The following is a 16,681-nucleotide window of genomic DNA, read 5'->3' on the forward strand; positions in this document are numbered from 1 at the left end:
TCCTTACAAGGTCACGGCCCTGGTGTAGTTGACGATCAGGGATCCGTCCGGTCCCGCGTGTGCCACGAGCGGGCCCACCACAGCAGCGTCCGACTCCTTGTCGGCACTCCAGGTCACGGCCTCACCAGCGATCATGGTGGACGTGCCGTCGACCGTGGTGACGGTGGCCGCGGCCCTGGCGACAAGGGTTACCGACCGCAGGAGGGGCACACTCGCCGCATCCCACATCTGCCCGGCCGCGAGCTCGACGCGGTGGGCCTGGACGCCGAACGCGGGCTCGGCGCCCTCCGCCTCGTCGGCCGCGTCGCAGTCGACCGGCGAGACCGGCGTGTACGGGGCGGTGAGGCCGTCGGTGTACGTGCCGAGGCTGGTCAGCTGGCCGTCGCAGTCGACGGCCAGGAGCTCGACATACCCGGTGTCGGGCAGGCCGTCGGCGTCCAGGTCATCACATCTGCACTGCTCGATGACCGCTTGGACGCCGCACGGGGTGGAGCACACCCCGGCCGTCCCGGTGAGGACGTACGGGGTGGTCCCGTCGAGGGCGGTGTCCGCGACCGTGGGGGTGGTCGCCCCGGGCTGGTAGGTGAGGTGCCGCAGGAACGGCACCGGGTCGGCGCCGTCGACGAGGTCGCAGAGCTGGACGACTTCCACGTCCGGAGCCGGCTCCGACTGCGCGTCGGGGCACAAGCCCAGGTGTGCGCCGCCGGGCAGCGCGACCGGTCCCCACGTGCGCGGGTCGACGTAGTTGACGCCGAGGCGGTCGCCGGTGGCGGTGTCGTAGGTGACCTCGGCGAGGATCTGCTGAAGCACGCGGCCGGTGGCGTTGTCGATGACGCACATGGGCGTCAGTTCGACGTCCCGGCCCTCGGTGGCAGCCTGGCAGGTGCCGACCGTCCCGGCCGGGGTGTAGGCGGTCACGCCGTCGAGGGCGGTGTCCGTGACGGTCGGGGCGTCGGCTCCGGGCTCGTAGGTGAGCTGCCGCAGGAACGGCGTGGTCGTGCCGTCCGCGGCGACGTCGCAGAGTTGGACGATCTCCGTGTCCGGACCGGGCGTCACGCTGCTGCCGCCGATGCCGTCGCCGCCGCAGGTGCCAGCTTCGCCCTGCACCTCATACGGCGTCACGCCGTCCAGGGCGAGGTCCTGGGTGCCGGTCGGGGTGCCGTCGCAGTCGAAGGTGAAGCGCCGAAGGAACGGCGTGCGGGTGACCGTCAGCACGGCCGTCCGCACCTCCAGCGGCATCAGGAACAGGTCGCGGTCGTTGATCGCACCGCCGGTCGTCTGGTCGGTGAACCGGATCGTGACCGCGCCCGTAGCGGGGGCGATGAACGCCAGCGGCGGCAGGTCTTCGGTCAGCACACCGCCCGGGAACACGTTGGACCCGTTGGAGGTGTTCCGGGTCCTCGTGGCGAGCACTGTGGTGCCGTCGAGGACGTCCAGCCGGTAGATCGCGTTGTTGTTGGCCGGGTCCGGGGCTCCCGCACCGATCCACGCGGACGCGAATCGGAACTCGTACAGCGTGGCCGGGAGCAGCCCGCTCACGGTCAGTTCGGCTACGCCGTTGGCGGGCTGGTTGGCTTGGGCGAACCACAGGATCGTGCCGTTGTTGGCGGTCACCACGTTCCCGGTCAGCGTGAAGTCGCGCGCCGGGGTCGGGATCGGGGCCTGCGGGTCGTAGGTCACGTCGCAGAGCTGGACGATCTCGGTGTCCCCGCACGGCTCCGCCTGGCAGACGCCGACCGTCCCGGCCGGGGTGTAGGCCGTGACGCCGTCGAGGGCGGTGTCCGTGGCCGTGGGGGCGTCCGCGCCGGGCTCGTAGGTGAACTGGCGCAGGAAGGCCGTGACCGTGCCGTCAGGGGCGGTGTCGCAGAGCTGGACAATCTCCGTGTCCGGTCCGGGCGCCGCGCTGCCGCTGCTCCCGCCGTCCGCGGCGCAGGTGCCCACCTCGCCCTGGACCTCGTAGGGGGTGACGCCGTCCAGGGCCAGGTCCCGGCTGCCGGTCGGGGCGCCGTCGCAATCGAAGGTGATCGCGCGCAGGAACGGCGTGGACTGGACGGTGAGGACGTCCGAGCGCACGTCCTGCGGGATGACCAGGAGGTCACGGTTCAGGCCGCCGCCGGTGGTGAGGTCCGTGATCCGGATGGTGACGGCCCCGGAGGCGGGCGCGATGAACTGGACCGGCGCCTCCGGAACAGGTCCGGGGCTGGCCCCGGCCCCGTTGGACACGTTGCGCTGCTGGGTGGCGATCACGGTTGTGCCGTCGAGGACGTCCACCTGGTAGACCGCGTTGCTCGCGGCGGGGTTGGGCGAGCCCGTCCCGGCCCAGTAGGTCGAGAACCGGAACTCATAGCCCGCCCCGGCGACCAGGCCGGTGACCGCCCGGTTTGCTACGCCGGTCACCGCGACGTTGCCGCCGGAGTAGTAGAGCAGGTTCCCGACCACCTGGACATTGCCGGCCAGGGTGAAGCTGCTGGCGGGTGTCAGGGTCGGCGGGGCCGGGGAGTACACCAGGTCGCACAGCTCGGCGAGTTCGGTGTCCCCGCATGGCTGCTGCGGGCAGCAGGTGCCGCCGCCGCTGGCCGCTGTGCACTGGCCGGGCTCGCCGGTCGGGGTGTAGGGGCCGCCGTTCAGGGTGGTGTCCGTGACGGAGACGACGGCGCCGCTCTCGCAGTCGAGGACGATGTTCCGGAGGAACTGCGGCGCGCATCCCGCCTGGTCGTAGGTGACGGTCGCGGTGAACGCGTCGAGTTGCCATCCGGTGCGCCGGGGGCTGTCCGGGCAGGCGGCCGGGCTGTCGTCCCACGTGTCGAGGGCGATGAGGGCGGCGATGTTCCCGGCGGCGAGGTCGGCGGCTGGGACGTCCGCCTCGGCGGTGAGGACGCCCGACCAGCCGACCGGGGTGTTGTTCGGGACGAGGGCGAGAGCAATCGGTGTTGAGGCACCGTTGAACAGGCGCAGGTAGCCGGTGGCCGCGCATCCCGTGTCCGGGCCGAGCTGCTGAGCGTGAACGGACACGGTGACGTGCGCGGTGCCGGTGTCGCAGGCAGGCCGAGGCGCGGCGAGCGTCGCGGCGAGGGTGGCCACGGTTCCGACGGTGCCCGGCTGCGGGCCGCTCGCGGCCGGGACGGTCACCGTGCCGCCGTCCCACAGCGTTTGGCCTCCGGTGACGGGCGCGCCGGTGGTGTACGGGTAGTACGGGCCGGGCGCGGTGTCGGTGACCGTCGGGTCCGGGGTGCCGTCGGTTGGCTGGTCGCACAGCAGGAGCGCCGTGGTGTTGCGGCACGGCTCCGCCGCCGGGGAGCAGGTGCCGACCGTGCCGGCTGGGGTGTACGGGCTGGTGCCGTCCAGGGCGGTGTCCCGCACTACGGGCGCAGCGATGCCCTCGGTGAAGGTGAAGTGCCGCAGGAACGTCGTCACCGTGCCGTCAGGAGCGGTGTCGCACAGGGTGAGGACGTCGGTGTTCACCGCCGGGCAGCACGGGGCGTCCCCGCTTCCGCCGTCGCAGGGCACGAGGCGCTTGCCGGGCGGGATGGAGTCCTGGCGGGTGCCGTTCTCGTCCAGGTAGTACGTGTGGCCGCTGGGCTCGATGATCTGCGTCCACACCTGCGGGGCGTGGTCGTAGGTCGCGATGACGTGGAGGATCATCCCGGCCAGGTTGGCGTTCGGGCATGCGGCGGGCGGGGCCGTCTCCAAGAGCTGGACAACCACGTCGTTCTGTCCGGCGCGGCCTCCGGGGACGGCGGTCGGCGGGACCGTCCACGCCGGGTCAACGAACTGGCTGGGGCCTACGGGCTGCCACGCCCCGTCGTTCAACCGCCACTGGATAACCCTGTTGTCCGCGTTGAGGACGGTCGTGGAGATCCGGATGGACTCCGGGTCCACGTCCACGGGCAGGACCCAGGAGGCGCGGGTGTACCAGGTGCCGGGGAGCGGCGGGGAAGACTCCGCCGCGGTCGGGCACACGGAGCGGTCGGCGTGCGGGCTTACCCAATGCGCCTTGTTCGGCGCGGAGTCCGTCACCACCCACGCCGGGATGGGCGCCACCCGGTACATCGGGTACCACACACCGGTGAGGTTGGGGGCCCACGTCCAGTCCGCGTCCACGCCGCTGGTGGCGTTGGCCGGGTTCGTCAGGAACTCACTGGTTCCGGACTCCACCACGCACACCTGGCGGGTGATCCGGTCCGGGCTCGGGCACTTCGTCAGCTCCGCCCCGGCCGGGAGCGTGAACGGCTCGCCGTCAAGGTCGGTGAGCCGCTGCTCGATCAGGTCGCCGCTCTGGTCGTCATAGACACGCTCGGCGATGACCTGCCCGGTGATCTCCCCGCTTGCCTGGTCGCGGACGCACAGGAGCGCCGTCTCGACGTCGACGCGGGTCTCCGGGGGCGGCTGCTCGCAGCACTCGGCGGCCGGCTCGCACTGCCCGACGTCACCGGTGACGGTGTACGGCTCGCCGTCCAGGGTGGTGTCCACCACGGAGACCGTTTCGCCGGTCTCGCAGTCCACGACCGTCCGGCGCATGAACTGCGTCGTCCTGGGGAGCGCGATGTCGAGACGGCCGGTGACGTAGTTCAGGCCGTTGGTGTCGCGGACCTCGATCTCGACCGTGTTGGGGCCTGCGGTGACGGGGATCTGTGCGGTGCCGGACGTTGCGGGCTGATTCCACTGCCCGTACATCCCGGCATCGACCCCGTTGATGCGGACGCGGGCGCCGCCGTCGCCTCGGAAGCCAACGGACTGGGCGACCGCGACGCCGTCCTCCGGCGCCTGGAACGTCTTGCGGAGGACCCACCGCACGGGGGCGGCGTCATAGCCGGCCCACTGGGCGCTGCCGGTACCGGCGTTCATGTCGGCCCGCGCGCCCAATGCGGGGACGGGCGCGGTGGCGTACCGGGCCGGGTACGGCATGGCCGCCTCCGGGCCAAACCCGGCGTTGGCGCCAGTGAAGCTGACAACCTCCCAGCCGTCCGCACTCGCCCGGTTCGCCGGATCGAAAACCGTGATCACGTCGGTTGCGGCGGTGTCGCAGAGCAGGGTGCTGCTGGTATCCCGGCACGACTCCGGCTCGGGCTCCGGGGGTTGGCACACGCCGACCGTCCCGGCAGGGACGTACGGGGTGGTGCCGTCCAGGAGCGTGTCCGTGACGGAGGTGACCGCGCCGTCGCAGCCGCGGCAGACGGTGCGGAGGAACGTCACGCTCACGGGGGTGACGATGAAGTCGCCTACCGCGCGCTGGGTGGCGTTGAGGCCGGTAGTCCCGTCGGTCGCGAACAGCAGCTCGGTGACCGGTCCCGGGTGCATGAACCGGGAGACGGGAGCCGTGTCTGATACTGGGCCCGCAGTCGTGACGGAGCTGAGCGTGCGGGTGGCGGGGTCCCACACGTGATCGGCGGCGAGTGACACCAGCACGGTGCCGGGCGGCATCACCAGCTTGCCGACGCCAGTCGACCGGCGGCCAACCCGAGCGCTCCACTCAACGCTCACCGGGCGGTCGAACGTGACCGGCAGCGGCCCCATACTCGGGGACGGAAGCAGCGCCACCGTCCACCAGTTCGGGATCGAACTTGTGCCGCCCGCGATCGTCCAGCTCACCCCGTTGGACAGCGTCCCCGCCCGGGTGGTGGGCTGGCTCGCGGGATTGAGGATCGGCGCCGGGTCCGTGTTCGCCGGCACGTCGCACAGGGTGGTCGTCTCGCAGTCGTGGCAGGTCCCGCAGACGTTGACCGTGCCCGCCGGGGTGTACGGCTCGCCGTCGAGGCTGTAGTCCGTGTGGCCGGTGATCTGTCCGTTCTCGTCCCGGGCGTAGTCCCGGACGAACGCGGTCACCGTGCCGTCGGCGGCCGTGTCGCAGAGCTGAACGATGTCCCGTTCCCACTGCTCGACCCCGGCCGGACACGTCGTCACCTGCCCTTGCGGGCTGTAGGTCTGGCCGGTGACGGCGTCGACCAGGCGCACCGCGGCGATCGAGCCGTCCGCGTCGTAGCTGTACTCGATCAGGACCAGGCCGAGGACGTCCCCGGTGTCCGGGTCCACGTCACAGAACGTGCCGCTCACCTGGATGGAGCGGGAGTCGCCGCAGGCGATCGTCCCGGCCGGCGGCTCCCCGGCGCTGTAGGCGCCGGTGGTGAGGTTCAGCCACCCGTCCCGGGTGACCGTGCCGTCGCAGTCGCGGGTGACCACCACGGCGATCGGCTCGCCGTTCGCCAGGCACAGGCCGAGCGTCGCCACCGGGGTCGTCTGCGCCTCGCAGTCCGGGGCGGCCGGACAGAGGCGCACGGCGCCGGTGACGAGGTGCGGGGTGCTGCCGTCGAGGTCGAAGTCGTCGTGCGAGGCGGAGTCGCCAAGCCAGGAGTACCGGCGCAGGAACGGGCCGGTGTCGTCGCACAGGGTCAGCGCCTGGGACGCCTGGGTGCCGTACTCGCAGTCGACCGGGGAGGTCGGCGTGTACGGGACGCTCGGGTCGTCCTGGTAGGTGAGGGTGAGTTCGGCTGTGCCGTCGGCGTGGACGCACCACAGTTCGCTGTAGGTGACGTCGGCCTGGCCGTCGCCGTCGGTGTCGTCGCAGCGGGTACGGCACAGCGTGTCGATGCAGCTCTTGCTGTCGTTACCGGCGCATGCGCCGACTGTGCCGGTGACGACGTGCGGGGTCTGCCCGTCGAGGGCGACGTCCTCGTAGGAGGCCGTGCCGTTCAGGAAGACGTACCTGCGCAGGAAGGGCCCGGTGTCGTCGCACAGCATCACCGTCTCGGACTCGGGGCAGCCGTAGGTGCACTCGACGGGGCTGGTCGGGGTGTACGGCGTCGACGGGTCGTCCTGGTAGGTGAGGACGAGGGTGGCGGTGCCGTCGGCCTTGATGCACCAGAGTTCGCTGTAGGTGGTGTCTGCCTGGCCGTCGCCGTCGGTGTCGTCGCACAGCTGGCGGCAGACGGTGTCGATGCAGTCGCTGGTGCAGGGGCCTGCGTCAGCCGGCGCCGGACCTGGCATGAACATGCCCGTTAGCAGGTTGATCCAGCCGACCACGACCGGGTCCGGTGCCGGGGTGTCGCAGTCGGCGCAGTCCGAGCGGACCACGACGAGGATCGTCGTGCCGTCCGCACGGCACAACGGGGCCGTCGTGATCGACGGCGAGCAGGAGCAGCCTGCCGTGCAGGGGCCAGCATCGGCCGGGGCCGGGCCGGCCGTGTAGACACCGGTGACCGGGTCGATCCAGCCGACCACGGCCGGATCGGCGGCGGGGCTGCCGCAGTCGGCGCATTCGGACCGGATGACGAGGAGAACGGTCGTGCCGTCGGGGCGGCACAGCGGCGCTGAGGCGATCGACGGCGCGCAGGCGCAGGTGCCCGGCGTGCCTCCCTCGCCAGGCGCGCAGGGCACAGGCTCAACGGGCACTTACGCCTCCGGGTGTGCCTGGCGGCGGTGGGTGTCCCGGCCGCGCTCGGACTTGAAGGGGCGACTGCAGACGTCGCAGGTGAAGCCGTCGCCGGTCTCGTCGCCTGAGTCGCTTCCGTCGCTGTCGTCGTCCTCGGCGGGGGCGTCCTCCAGCGGCGCGAACTCAGGCGGGGGCAGCGGCGTGGAGTCGGGCCCGTACGCCTCAGCGGGCACCTCGGGCAGCGGCTCGCCGGGGATCCCCTCCACCTCCGGCAGGCCGACGCCCAGCAGTTCGGCGGCCGCGGTGTCGGCGGCCGGCTGCGCCTGGTCCTCGTCGGGGCTGATGTAGCGGTGGCCGTCGACGACCGACCCGATCAGCAGCCGCTCGGGCATTTTGACGAACTGGTCGGCGGGCACGGCGAACACGGACTGGGAGACGGTGCGCACCTTCGGCCGCTGGGCGACCGCCCACACGGCGAAGTCGCGGCGCAGGGCGGTGGCGGGCTGGACGCGGATCAGCTCGGGGGGCATGGCCGTCCTCAGGGGCAGGTGGTGACGAGCACCGCGCACACGGTGCAGGTGGTCGCGGGAACGTAGGTGCGCTCGGCGAGCACGCGGCGGTCGTTGACGCGCCGGTCGATGGACGCGCCGGCCCGGTCCGGGATGACGTCGATCGGGCCGCGGCGGACGACGACCGGCCCGGAGATGTACAGCCAGGCGGTACCGGGCGGCGCCGGGGTGCCGTCCGGCCCGGAGTTGGCCGCGCTGTACCCGGAGCCGACGATGACGCAGTTCCCGGCGAGCGTGGACAGCCGGTTCTCGTCGACGTAGGCGATGTTGCAGCAGCCCAGCAGGGCGGCGGCGCCCGTGGGTACGTGGAGGGTGCCGACGCCGCCGTACGACTCGGCCAGGCAGCCCTCCAGCGCGGCCACGCCCTGCGCGATCGACACCGGCCCCTCGGCCGGGGTCAGGTCCATCGCGCGGGGGGCGAGCGTGTACCGCCAGAACGCGGACTCGACGGCCTGCTGCTCCCCCAGCTCCAGCGAGGCCCGGACGTGGTCGATGGCCTCCTGGTACGACCAGCCGATCGTGGAACACATCACCCCGGCGTAGATGGTGACCGGATCGGCTGCCTCATGGATCGGCGGGAAGAACTCCTTCTGGCCCGGCAGAGCACCCGGGGACACCTCGCCCGGAGACTCGTCCCCCAGGGACTCCTCGGGCGGGCACCAGTCGGTGTCCCGGACTGGGGAGCAGCCGAGTGCCATCCACTCGACACCGAGCAACTCGTGCTCGTCGGTGACGTCGATGACGTCGGTACAGCCGCCGAGGATCCCATACGGGAGCGGCCTCCCGGGAATGGCCTCGACGCGGCGACGCATACCTGCGGGTGGCACGTCAGATCACCCCTTCGGGGAGCAACCGACACGCCGGGGAGAGGAGTTGTACCTGGTGAGAGGGTCGACGGCGCTGCACACGCCGCCGACCCAGACCGACCCCTTGGATAGAAGGAGTACGGCCATGGCCGACACTACGGCATGCCTTGACGCCGCTGCTGCGACTCTCTGCGACGTGTGCGGGAAACCCCCGGAGCCCGACAACCGGCTCAAGGGCGGCGCCCACATCCGCTACTGCTACCAGTGGCGGCGCAGGAACGACCCGACCCGACCGACCTGCGCAACTCCCGGCTGCGGACGGACCGCCCGCACCGGCAAGTCGCCGCTGTGTGATCGCTGTTACCAGCGGGCTCAGCGCGGCAACGACCCAGCTGCCCGCCCGTTCCACCAGCGGAACAACGACACCTGCAAGGTCGAGTGGTGCACTGTGGCTGCTGAGCGCCTCGGCTGGTGCCACGCCTGCTACCAGTGGAGCCGAGCCAACGACGGAGCAGACCCGACGGCGCGCCGCTACCGGTACGCCCGGAGCGTCGAGGACCTGGTCGCGCTCATCATGACCATTCCGCCGAACCCAGTGACTGGGTGCCGGGTGAGCACCGGAGTCTTCGCTGCGGGCCGAGGCGGCTACCCCGTTACGACAATCCAGGGCGACCCACGCACCCAGACGGTGACGAGGATCGTCCTCGCGCACAGGCTGGGTCGCCCGCTTAGGCCCGCCACACACGCCTGCCATACATGCGACAACCCGCCGTGTGTTGAGCCGTCCCACCTCTGGGAAGGCACGGCTGCAGAGAACAGCCGAGACCGAGACAGCAAGGGGCGTGGTGCCCGGGGAGTGGGTAACGGGCGGGCGCGGCTCAACCCGGACAAGGTCCGAGACATCAGGGTCCGCTACGTCCCCGGCAACAACCAGCACGAGAGCAACATCGCGGCTCTGGCCACCGAGTACGGGGTTAAGCCGCAGGCGATCCGGGATGTCGTCCGTCGTCGGACCTGGGCTCACGTCAAGTAGCGCGTTCAGCATTGCCTCACCTCCTCGGGTGGGGAGCGGGCCCGTGGCCGTCAAGTGGCTACGGGCCCGCCGCGTTGAAGGCCGAGGGGGTCAGGCGATCGGGCAGTCGACGCCGAGCTGCTCGCCGGTGCGGCCGTCGGGGCAGACCGGCACGGTGACGACGCGCGCCTCGGGCCCACGGTTGATGAGGGCTACGCACTCCTCGCTGAAGGCGGCGGTGTAGTCATTGACGGCGAATTTTGCTGAATCATGAATTACCCCGAGCGAGATCTCGCCGCCGCGGCCGATCTGGAAGGCGCCGGCCGGGTGGATCAGGAACGGAACGCTGTCGGGCCAGTCCACGACCGGGGTGGCTCCGCCGATCTGCGTCGGCACGTTCGGGGCGAGGCCGCGCGCCCACTGGACGCGGACGCCGAGGGTGGCGAAGGCGTTGATGATGCAGGAGTCGTCGATCTCGTCGCAGGCGACGCCGTTTCGGCGGGCGATGTCGGCGAGGAACATGGCCTTGCTCCACCAGGGGAAGACGACCTCGATCGAGATCGACTCACAGAGGCTGTGCCGCTCCACCATGTCGGCGGCTTGCAGGGCGACCGCTGCGAAGATCGCGGAGAATGCGCCGAAGGTCTTGGCGATGGTGACCGGGGTTGCGGCGGCCACGGCCTGGTCGAAGAGGACCTGGCGGACGCGCAGTTCGTGCGCGACCATCGTGTTGCGCTGGTACCAGGCGACTAGCTCCGGGAAGTGGCGCTGCGTCAGGATGCCAGCCTCAAGACATACGCCGACCGCGTCACACCGCACCTCGTCGGGCTCCGGGCAGGGGATCTTGAAGCACGGCTTGACTGCACCGGAGATGTCGTCGGCCTCCGTGTGGACGAAAGTCATCGAGCCGACGTCCAGGGACGGGATCTTGAAGAACCGCAGGCCACCGCGTGCGAGCTGGATTTCTGGCGCGTCCCAGAGCATTTCCGGGCAGGCGATGTCGGTCAGCTCGTACACCGTCTCCGACGGGGCGCACCAACCGCCCGAGGCGACTACATCACCCTGTGGGAGGCGGGCCTGGTCGGCGGCGAGAATGACCGCGCGGGTGCCCTCCGTCCCGGATGACGAGTCATTGATGATCAGCGACTTGTCAAAGGGCAGCCGATACGAGGCGCAGAGGCCGACGCCGCCACCCGCGGTCTTGAGAGCGTTCGCGCGGCGGATGATGCCCTCGGTGACGCCCTCCATGTCGAGTGGCTGGCCCGGCTGATACCCCGGGACGTCGACAGAGGCTGCGATCACAGGGCGCGGGTTCGGGTCCGGCGGGAGGACGCGCGGCTGGTGGACGCGGACGCGGGACAGGTCGAGGGCACGGGCCTTGGCGACCGCCCGGGACGCGGTGACCGGTGCGGTCTCAGGTTCGGCGACTGGCTCGGGATCGGCCGGCTCCTCCTCGGGCTCGGCGGAGGAGGCGGTGGCCTCCTCCGGGTCGTCGCCGCGCACCTGGGCGGCGAGCTGTTCGATCTCGGCGGCGGCCTGCTCGGCGGCCGCGATGCGCTCCGCCTTCTCCGTGCGGATGCTGTCGACCGCGGTGGCCAGCTCACGGAGCTTGGCGAGGTCGTCGGTGGTGACGGTGCTGCTGCCCGCCTTGGCGTCGAACGCCTTGACGGCGCCTTCGAGAAGCGCGTCCAGCTCGTCGTCGGAGAGGGCAGTGATGTCCTCAGGCAGGGAGAACTCTTCCATGGGGCCGGGCTCCAAAGTTCGCTCTTGGAGGTGACCCGGCCCATAACCAGCGGTCGTCTGGGAGAATATTAGCCCGCTGCCCCAACGGACGCGCGTGAGCCACTCCTTCTCCTTCGCACACGCACCCTAACTAGTGTGATGCGCCAGAAATGGCGGCCTTAAGTATCTTGCTGGTTTTCGGTGGCTGTCGGAGTGACCTTGGTGAGGTAGTCGGCGAGGGATTTAAAGATCTCGTCGGCGGTCTTGGTCCAGGTGAAGGGCCTTGGGTTCTCGTTCCACGAGTCGATCCACGCCCTGATGTCGTCCTCCAGGGCCTTCACGGAGGTGTGCACCCCGCGCCGGATGAGCTTGTCCGTCAGCAGGCCGAACCACCGCTCGACCTGGTTCATCCAGGAGGAGCCGGTGGGGGTGAAGTGGACGTGGAAGCGGGGGTGTTTACCCAGCCACGTCCTGATCTCCGCGGTGTTGTGCGTGGCGTAGTTATCGCACACGAGGTGGACGTCAAGGCCGGCGGGCACAGCCTTGTCGATCGTGACCAGGAACTTCTTGAACTCGATGGCCCGGTGGCGGCGGTGCAACTCCGATATGACGCTGCCGTCGGCGATGTTGAAGGCGGCAAACAGGCTGGTGATGCCGTGCCGGTAGTAGTCGTGGGTGCGCCGCTCGGGCATGCCCGGCATCATCGGCAGTACGGGCTGGGATCGGTCCAGCGCCTGGATTTGGCTCTTCTCATCGACGCACAGCACCACCGCCTTCTCGGGTGGATGGTGGTACAGGCCGACGACGTCGACGACCTTCGCGATGAACTGCGGGTCGGTGGAGAGCTTGAACGCGTCCTGGAGATGGGGCTTGAGGTCGAACTTCTTCCAGATCCGCCCGATGGTGGACTTCGACAGCCCGGAGTGCTTCGCCATCGAGGCCCGCGACCAGTGGGTGTCCTTGCCCGGGGTGGACTCCAACGTCGCTGTGAGCACATCCTCGACCTGGTCCAGCAGGATCGAGGGCGGCCTGCCGGGACGCGGCTCATCACTCAGCCCGTCCAGCCGCAAGCGGATGAACCTCGACCGCCAGCGGTTCACCGTTCCGTGCGAGACACCGAGCTCGGTGGCGATCTCCTTGTTCATCCCGCCTTCCGCGCACCGCAGCACGATCCTCGCCCGCCGCGCCAGGAACTGCGCGGTCTTCGCCCGCCGAGCCCAGCGTGTCAGCTCCGCACGTTCAGCATCGGAGAGCACCAGCTCCGGCTTGCGCCGACCCGGCCGCGGCTCGTCCACCAGGCCCGCCATCCGCCGGACCACGAACCGCGAGCGCCACTTACGCACCGTCTCCGTGGACACCCCGACATCCGCTGCCACAACGGGTTTGACGCTCCATCCGCGCAGGCCAGAACGATCCGGGCCCGCTCCGCCACACGGGCCGACACCGCACCACCCGCCCAACGAGCCAACTCCGCCCGCTCCGCGGCAGACAGTACGACTTCGACTGCACGAGGACCCCGAGACGCCATGAAAACAGCCTACTGACTTAGCCTCGCCATTTCTGGCGCATCACACTAGGTATTTGCACCTTGATGGATGGTGCATCGAGCCACGCCAGGTTCTATACGATGACATCACCCTAGTCCTGCCCTACGACCTTAAGCGACGTGGCGAATGGTCTGTGTATGCCACTAGCTCCAGGTCTAGGCACGTTGCCGGCACCGGCGGCGCACTTGAGCGAAATGGAGCATCCGAGGATGGCTCGACACCTGGTAACCAGCGCGCTTCCCTACATCAACGGGATCAAGCACCTGGGCAACATGGTCGGGTCGATGCTTCCGGCGGATGTGTACTCCCGGTATCTCCGTCAGCGCGGTCACGACGTCCTGTACATCTGCGCTACTGACGAGCACGGCACGCCGGCCGAGCTGGCCGCCAATGAGGCCGGGCTCTCCGTCGCCGAGTTCTGCGCGCAGGCCCACGACGCGCAGAAGGCCGTGTACGACGGGTTCGAGCTGGCCTTCGACTACTTCGGCCGTAGCTCCTCGCCGCAGAACGTCGAGATCACCCAGCACTTCGCGAGGAAGCTGAACGAGAACGGCTTCATTGAGGAGCGGGCGATCCGTCAGGTGTACTCGCCGGTGGACGGTCGCTTCCTGCCGGACCGGTACGTCGAGGGCACCTGCCCGCACTGCGGCTACGACAAGGCCCGCGGCGACCAGTGCGAGAATTGCACCCGTGTGCTGGACCCGACCGAGCTGATCAACCCGCGCTCGGCAATCAGTGGTTCCACGGACCTGGAGGTTCGGGAGACCAAGCACCTCTTCCTGCTGCAGTCCAAGCTTCAGCATGAGGTCGACGAGTGGATCGCCACTGTCAGTGCCGAGTGGCCGCACCTGTCGATGTCCATCGCCCGTAAGTGGCTGACCGAGGGCCTGAACGACCGGGCGATCACCCGCGACCTGGACTGGGGTGTGCCCGTCCCGGCTGACACCTGGCCCGAGCTCGCGGCCGAGGGCAAGGTCTTCTACGTCTGGTTCGACGCCCCGATTGAATACATTGGCGCGACGAAGGAGTGGGCGGACGCCGCCGACGACGGCGAGACTCGCGACTGGAAGTCGTGGTGGTACAAGGCCGACGACACCGTCCGCTACACCCAGTTCATGGCGAAGGACAACGTCCCCTTCCACACGGTGATGTTCCCGGCCACCGAGCTCGGCGTGCGAGAGCCCTGGAAGAAGGTCGACCTGGTTAAGGGCTTCAACTGGCTGACGTACTACGGCGGTAAGTTTTCCACCTCACAGAAGCGCGGAGTCTTCATGGACGCGGCGCTGGAGATCCTTCCCGGGGACTACTGGCGTTACTTCCTGATCGCCAATGCGCCCGAGTCCGACGACTCCTCCTTCACCTGGGAGCACTTCACCACCACGGTCAACAAGGATCTGGCCGACACCCTCGGCAACTTCGTCAACCGCGTGCTGTCCTTCTCCCGTAAGCGGTTCGGAGACGAGGTCCCTGCGGGCCACCCGGCGGGCGACGCTGAGGCGAAGCTGGGCGACGAGATCGCGCGCCTGCTGGCCGAGTACGAGGAGCACATGGAGGCGCTCCAGTTCCGGAAGACCGCTGCCGCCCTGCGCGCGCTGTGGTCGGCGGGCAACTCCTACCTGGAGGAGAAGGCCCCTTGGCTGGAGATCAAGACAGATGCCGACGGTGCCGCGCTGACGCTTCGTACCGCGATGAACCTGGTCCACCTGTACGCGGTCGTCTCCGAGCCGTTCATCCCGGCCTCGGCCGCAGCCATGCGCGGGGCTTTCGCCCTAGAGAACGACACCGCGACCTGGCTGACCGCCGACCAGGCCAAGGCCCTGGACACCGTTCCGGCCGGCACCGCCTTCACCGTGCCGCCGGTGCTCTTCGCGAAGATCACGGAGGAGGACCTGGAGTCCTACCGTGAGCGCTTCGGCGGCGCCTGAGAAGGCCTCGGCGGCCTCATCGCTCGTTGCGCGTGTCGTCCAGCCGGTGGCCTCCCCGGTCGGAGAGCTCGATCCGACCCGGGCTGATCACCTGGCTACCGACAGCAAGGCGGACGCAGGCCGCCACGGGCGAGGTGGATCTCGGGAGCGTCCCACAGCATCTCGGGGCACGTGATGTCCGTCAGCTCATAGACTGTTTCGCTGGGCGCACACCATCCGGCCGAGGCGACGATGTTGTTCTGCGGCAGCCGGGACTGGTCGGCGGCCAGGATGACCGCGCGGGTGCCCTCCGTGCCGGACGACGAGTCGTTGATGATGAGGCTCTTGTCGAACGGCAGCCGGTACGAGGCGCACAGGCCGACGCCGCCACCGGCGGTCTTCAGCGCGTTGGCGCGGCGGATGATGCCCTCGGTCACGCCCTCCATGTCGAGGGGCTGGCCCGGCTGGTAGCCGGGGACGTCCACGGACGCGCTGATCTCCGGGCGCGGGTTCGGGTCCGGCGGGAGGACGCGCGGCTGGTGGACGCGAACGCGGGACAGGTCCAGGGCGCGGGCCTTGGCGACCGCTCCGGACGCGGTGACCGGTGCGGGCTCGGGGTCGGCGACCGGCTCGGGATCGGCCGGCTCCTCCTCGGGCTCGACGGAGGCCGTGGCCTCCTCCGGGTCGTCGCCGCGCACCTGGGCGGCGAGCTGCTCGATCTCGGCGGCGGCCTGCTCGGCGGCCGCGATGCGCTCCGCCTTCTCCGTGCGGATGCTGTCGACCGCGGTGGCCAGCTCGCGGAGCTTGGCGAGGTCGTCGGTGGTGACGGTGCTGCTGCCTGCCTTGGCGTCGAACGCCTTCACGGCTCCGTCGAGAAGCGCGTCCAGCTCGTCGTCGTTGAGGGCGGTGATGTCCTCGGGAAGGGAGAACTCTTCCATGGGGCCGGGCTCCAATGATCGATCTTGGAGTTGACCCGGCCCAAAACCAGCGGTCGTCTAGCGGAATCTTAGCCTCACGCCGCATTCTGGGCTTGGACATCGTCCGTGCAGCGAGCCAGGCGGGGAACAGACGCCGACCCACACGCCGCTACCGCTCCGCCACCCCGTTCCGTGACGTGCGTCACTTCCCTGCGGACCGCATAAATAGCGCGCTTGACTGACCGTCAACGAATGGTGTATGCGAACCCGCCGCGCATTGCCGCAGGTTGGAGGGTCCCCGGATGTCCGGTTCCTGGTCAAACGGCCATGTCAGACACGTCCTTTCGGCACCCAGCTGAGTATTTGTAGCCCACTTCACAGCCCTTGATTCTGGACCGGAGCGGGTGCGCCAATTGTTCCGGCACCCCAACCGGGGTTCTCCCACAGGCCTTTGGCCGCAGTCATGCCTGGTCATGACTGCGGCCCCCTGCTGGCACAGGGGGCCGCCGGGTCCTAGTGAAGCGACCAGAAAGGTCAGTACCCGTGTTCAACCGTAGTGGTGGTCGTGCCGAGCGCAAGGGGTACGAGACGAGAGTCACGCGGCGGCGCCGGCAGAGCATCCTCGTCGCTATAGCCGCCTCCGTGGCCGGTATCGGCCTCGGAATCTGCCTCTTCGCCGACATCGTCACCCCGGACGAGGCGACCGCCGTGTCGTCCGTCGGCAGCGCTACGACGGCCGTCGTCGCGCTCTCGATCCGCCGTGGCCCGGGAGCGGATCCGGGCGAGGGCGGAGCGGTCAGCCTCGACAAATAGCGCCGCCGGCTGGGGGCCCTGGGGC

The 16,681-nt window shown here is 69.8% G+C and carries 9 protein-coding genes; 3 read left to right on the forward strand and 6 right to left on the reverse strand.

What is annotated here, in order from left to right; translation table 11 throughout:
* Window positions 1–3 precede the first annotated feature (3 nt).
* From BZY54_RS35795 to BZY54_RS35805, 3 genes are read right to left on the reverse strand one after another with little or no spacing between them, the layout of a single operon-like run.
* On the reverse strand, window positions 4–7,386 hold the full coding sequence (locus BZY54_RS35795; RefSeq protein ID WP_143668193.1) for an RHS repeat domain-containing protein: 7,383 nt from the start codon (window positions 7,384–7,386) through the stop codon (window positions 4–6).
* On the reverse strand, window positions 7,387–7,896 hold the full coding sequence (locus BZY54_RS35800; protein WP_086729479.1) for a hypothetical protein: 510 nt from the start codon (window positions 7,894–7,896) through the stop codon (window positions 7,387–7,389).
* Between the two features lie 8 nt (window positions 7,897–7,904).
* Window positions 7,905–8,762, reverse strand: a complete 858-nt coding sequence (locus BZY54_RS35805; protein WP_244217506.1) for a cupin — start codon at window positions 8,760–8,762, stop codon at window positions 7,905–7,907.
* A 124-nt stretch (window positions 8,763–8,886) separates the two neighbouring features.
* On the opposite strand from BZY54_RS35805, the gene BZY54_RS50495 reads away from it, so the two are divergent.
* Window positions 8,887–9,774, forward strand: coding sequence for a hypothetical protein (locus tag BZY54_RS50495; protein ID WP_143668194.1), 888 nt, complete (start codon window positions 8,887–8,889; stop codon window positions 9,772–9,774).
* Between the two features lie 90 nt (window positions 9,775–9,864).
* On the opposite strand, the gene BZY54_RS35810 is transcribed toward BZY54_RS50495, so the two are convergent.
* Together BZY54_RS35810 and BZY54_RS35815 are read right to left on the reverse strand one after the other, a co-directional pair.
* Window positions 9,865–11,496, reverse strand: a complete 1,632-nt coding sequence (locus BZY54_RS35810) for a major capsid protein (RefSeq protein WP_086729481.1) — start codon at window positions 11,494–11,496, stop codon at window positions 9,865–9,867.
* A gap of 158 nt (window positions 11,497–11,654) precedes the next feature.
* Window positions 11,655–12,782, reverse strand: a complete 1,128-nt coding sequence (locus BZY54_RS35815) for an IS630 family transposase (RefSeq protein ID WP_086729487.1) — start codon at window positions 12,780–12,782, stop codon at window positions 11,655–11,657.
* A gap of 449 nt (window positions 12,783–13,231) precedes the next feature.
* On the opposite strand from BZY54_RS35815, the gene metG reads away from it, so the two are divergent.
* A complete protein-coding gene (gene metG, locus BZY54_RS35820) occupies window positions 13,232–14,947 on the forward strand; it encodes a methionine--tRNA ligase (protein ID WP_086729482.1) in 1,716 nt (571 codons plus the stop codon).
* A 95-nt stretch (window positions 14,948–15,042) separates the two neighbouring features.
* On the opposite strand, the gene BZY54_RS35825 is transcribed toward metG, so the two are convergent.
* The gene (locus BZY54_RS35825) at window positions 15,043–15,864 is read right to left on the reverse strand and encodes a major capsid protein (protein WP_143668195.1); all 822 of its coding nucleotides are present in this window, start codon (window positions 15,862–15,864) and stop codon (window positions 15,043–15,045) included.
* Window positions 15,865–16,386: 522 nt separating this feature from the next.
* Here BZY54_RS35825 and BZY54_RS35830 point away from each other — a divergent pair.
* Window positions 16,387–16,656, forward strand: a complete 270-nt coding sequence (locus BZY54_RS35830; protein ID WP_086729483.1) for a hypothetical protein — start codon at window positions 16,387–16,389, stop codon at window positions 16,654–16,656.
* Window positions 16,657–16,681: the final 25 nt, after the last annotated feature.

It is taken from the genome of Streptomyces carpinensis, from assembly GCF_002154505.1.
Classification (GTDB): domain Bacteria; phylum Actinomycetota; class Actinomycetes; order Streptomycetales; family Streptomycetaceae; genus Streptomyces; species Streptomyces carpinensis.

Coding starts and splice junctions, on each gene's coding strand:
- BZY54_RS35800 (WP_086729479.1), bottom strand. CDS start 7,896: ATGCCCCCCGAGCTGATCCGCGTCCAGCCCGCCACCGCCCTGCGCCGC.
- BZY54_RS50495 (WP_143668194.1), top strand. CDS start 8,887: ATGGCCGACACTACGGCATGCCTTGACGCCGCTGCTGCGACTCTCTGC.
- BZY54_RS35810 (WP_086729481.1), bottom strand. CDS start 11,496: ATGGAAGAGTTCTCCCTGCCTGAGGACATCACTGCCCTCTCCGACGAC.
- BZY54_RS35815 (WP_086729487.1), bottom strand. CDS start 12,782: ATGGCGGGCCTGGTGGACGAGCCGCGGCCGGGTCGGCGCAAGCCGGAG.
- metG (WP_086729482.1), top strand. CDS start 13,232: ATGGCTCGACACCTGGTAACCAGCGCGCTTCCCTACATCAACGGGATC.
- BZY54_RS35825 (WP_143668195.1), bottom strand. CDS start 15,864: ATGGAAGAGTTCTCCCTTCCCGAGGACATCACCGCCCTCAACGACGAC.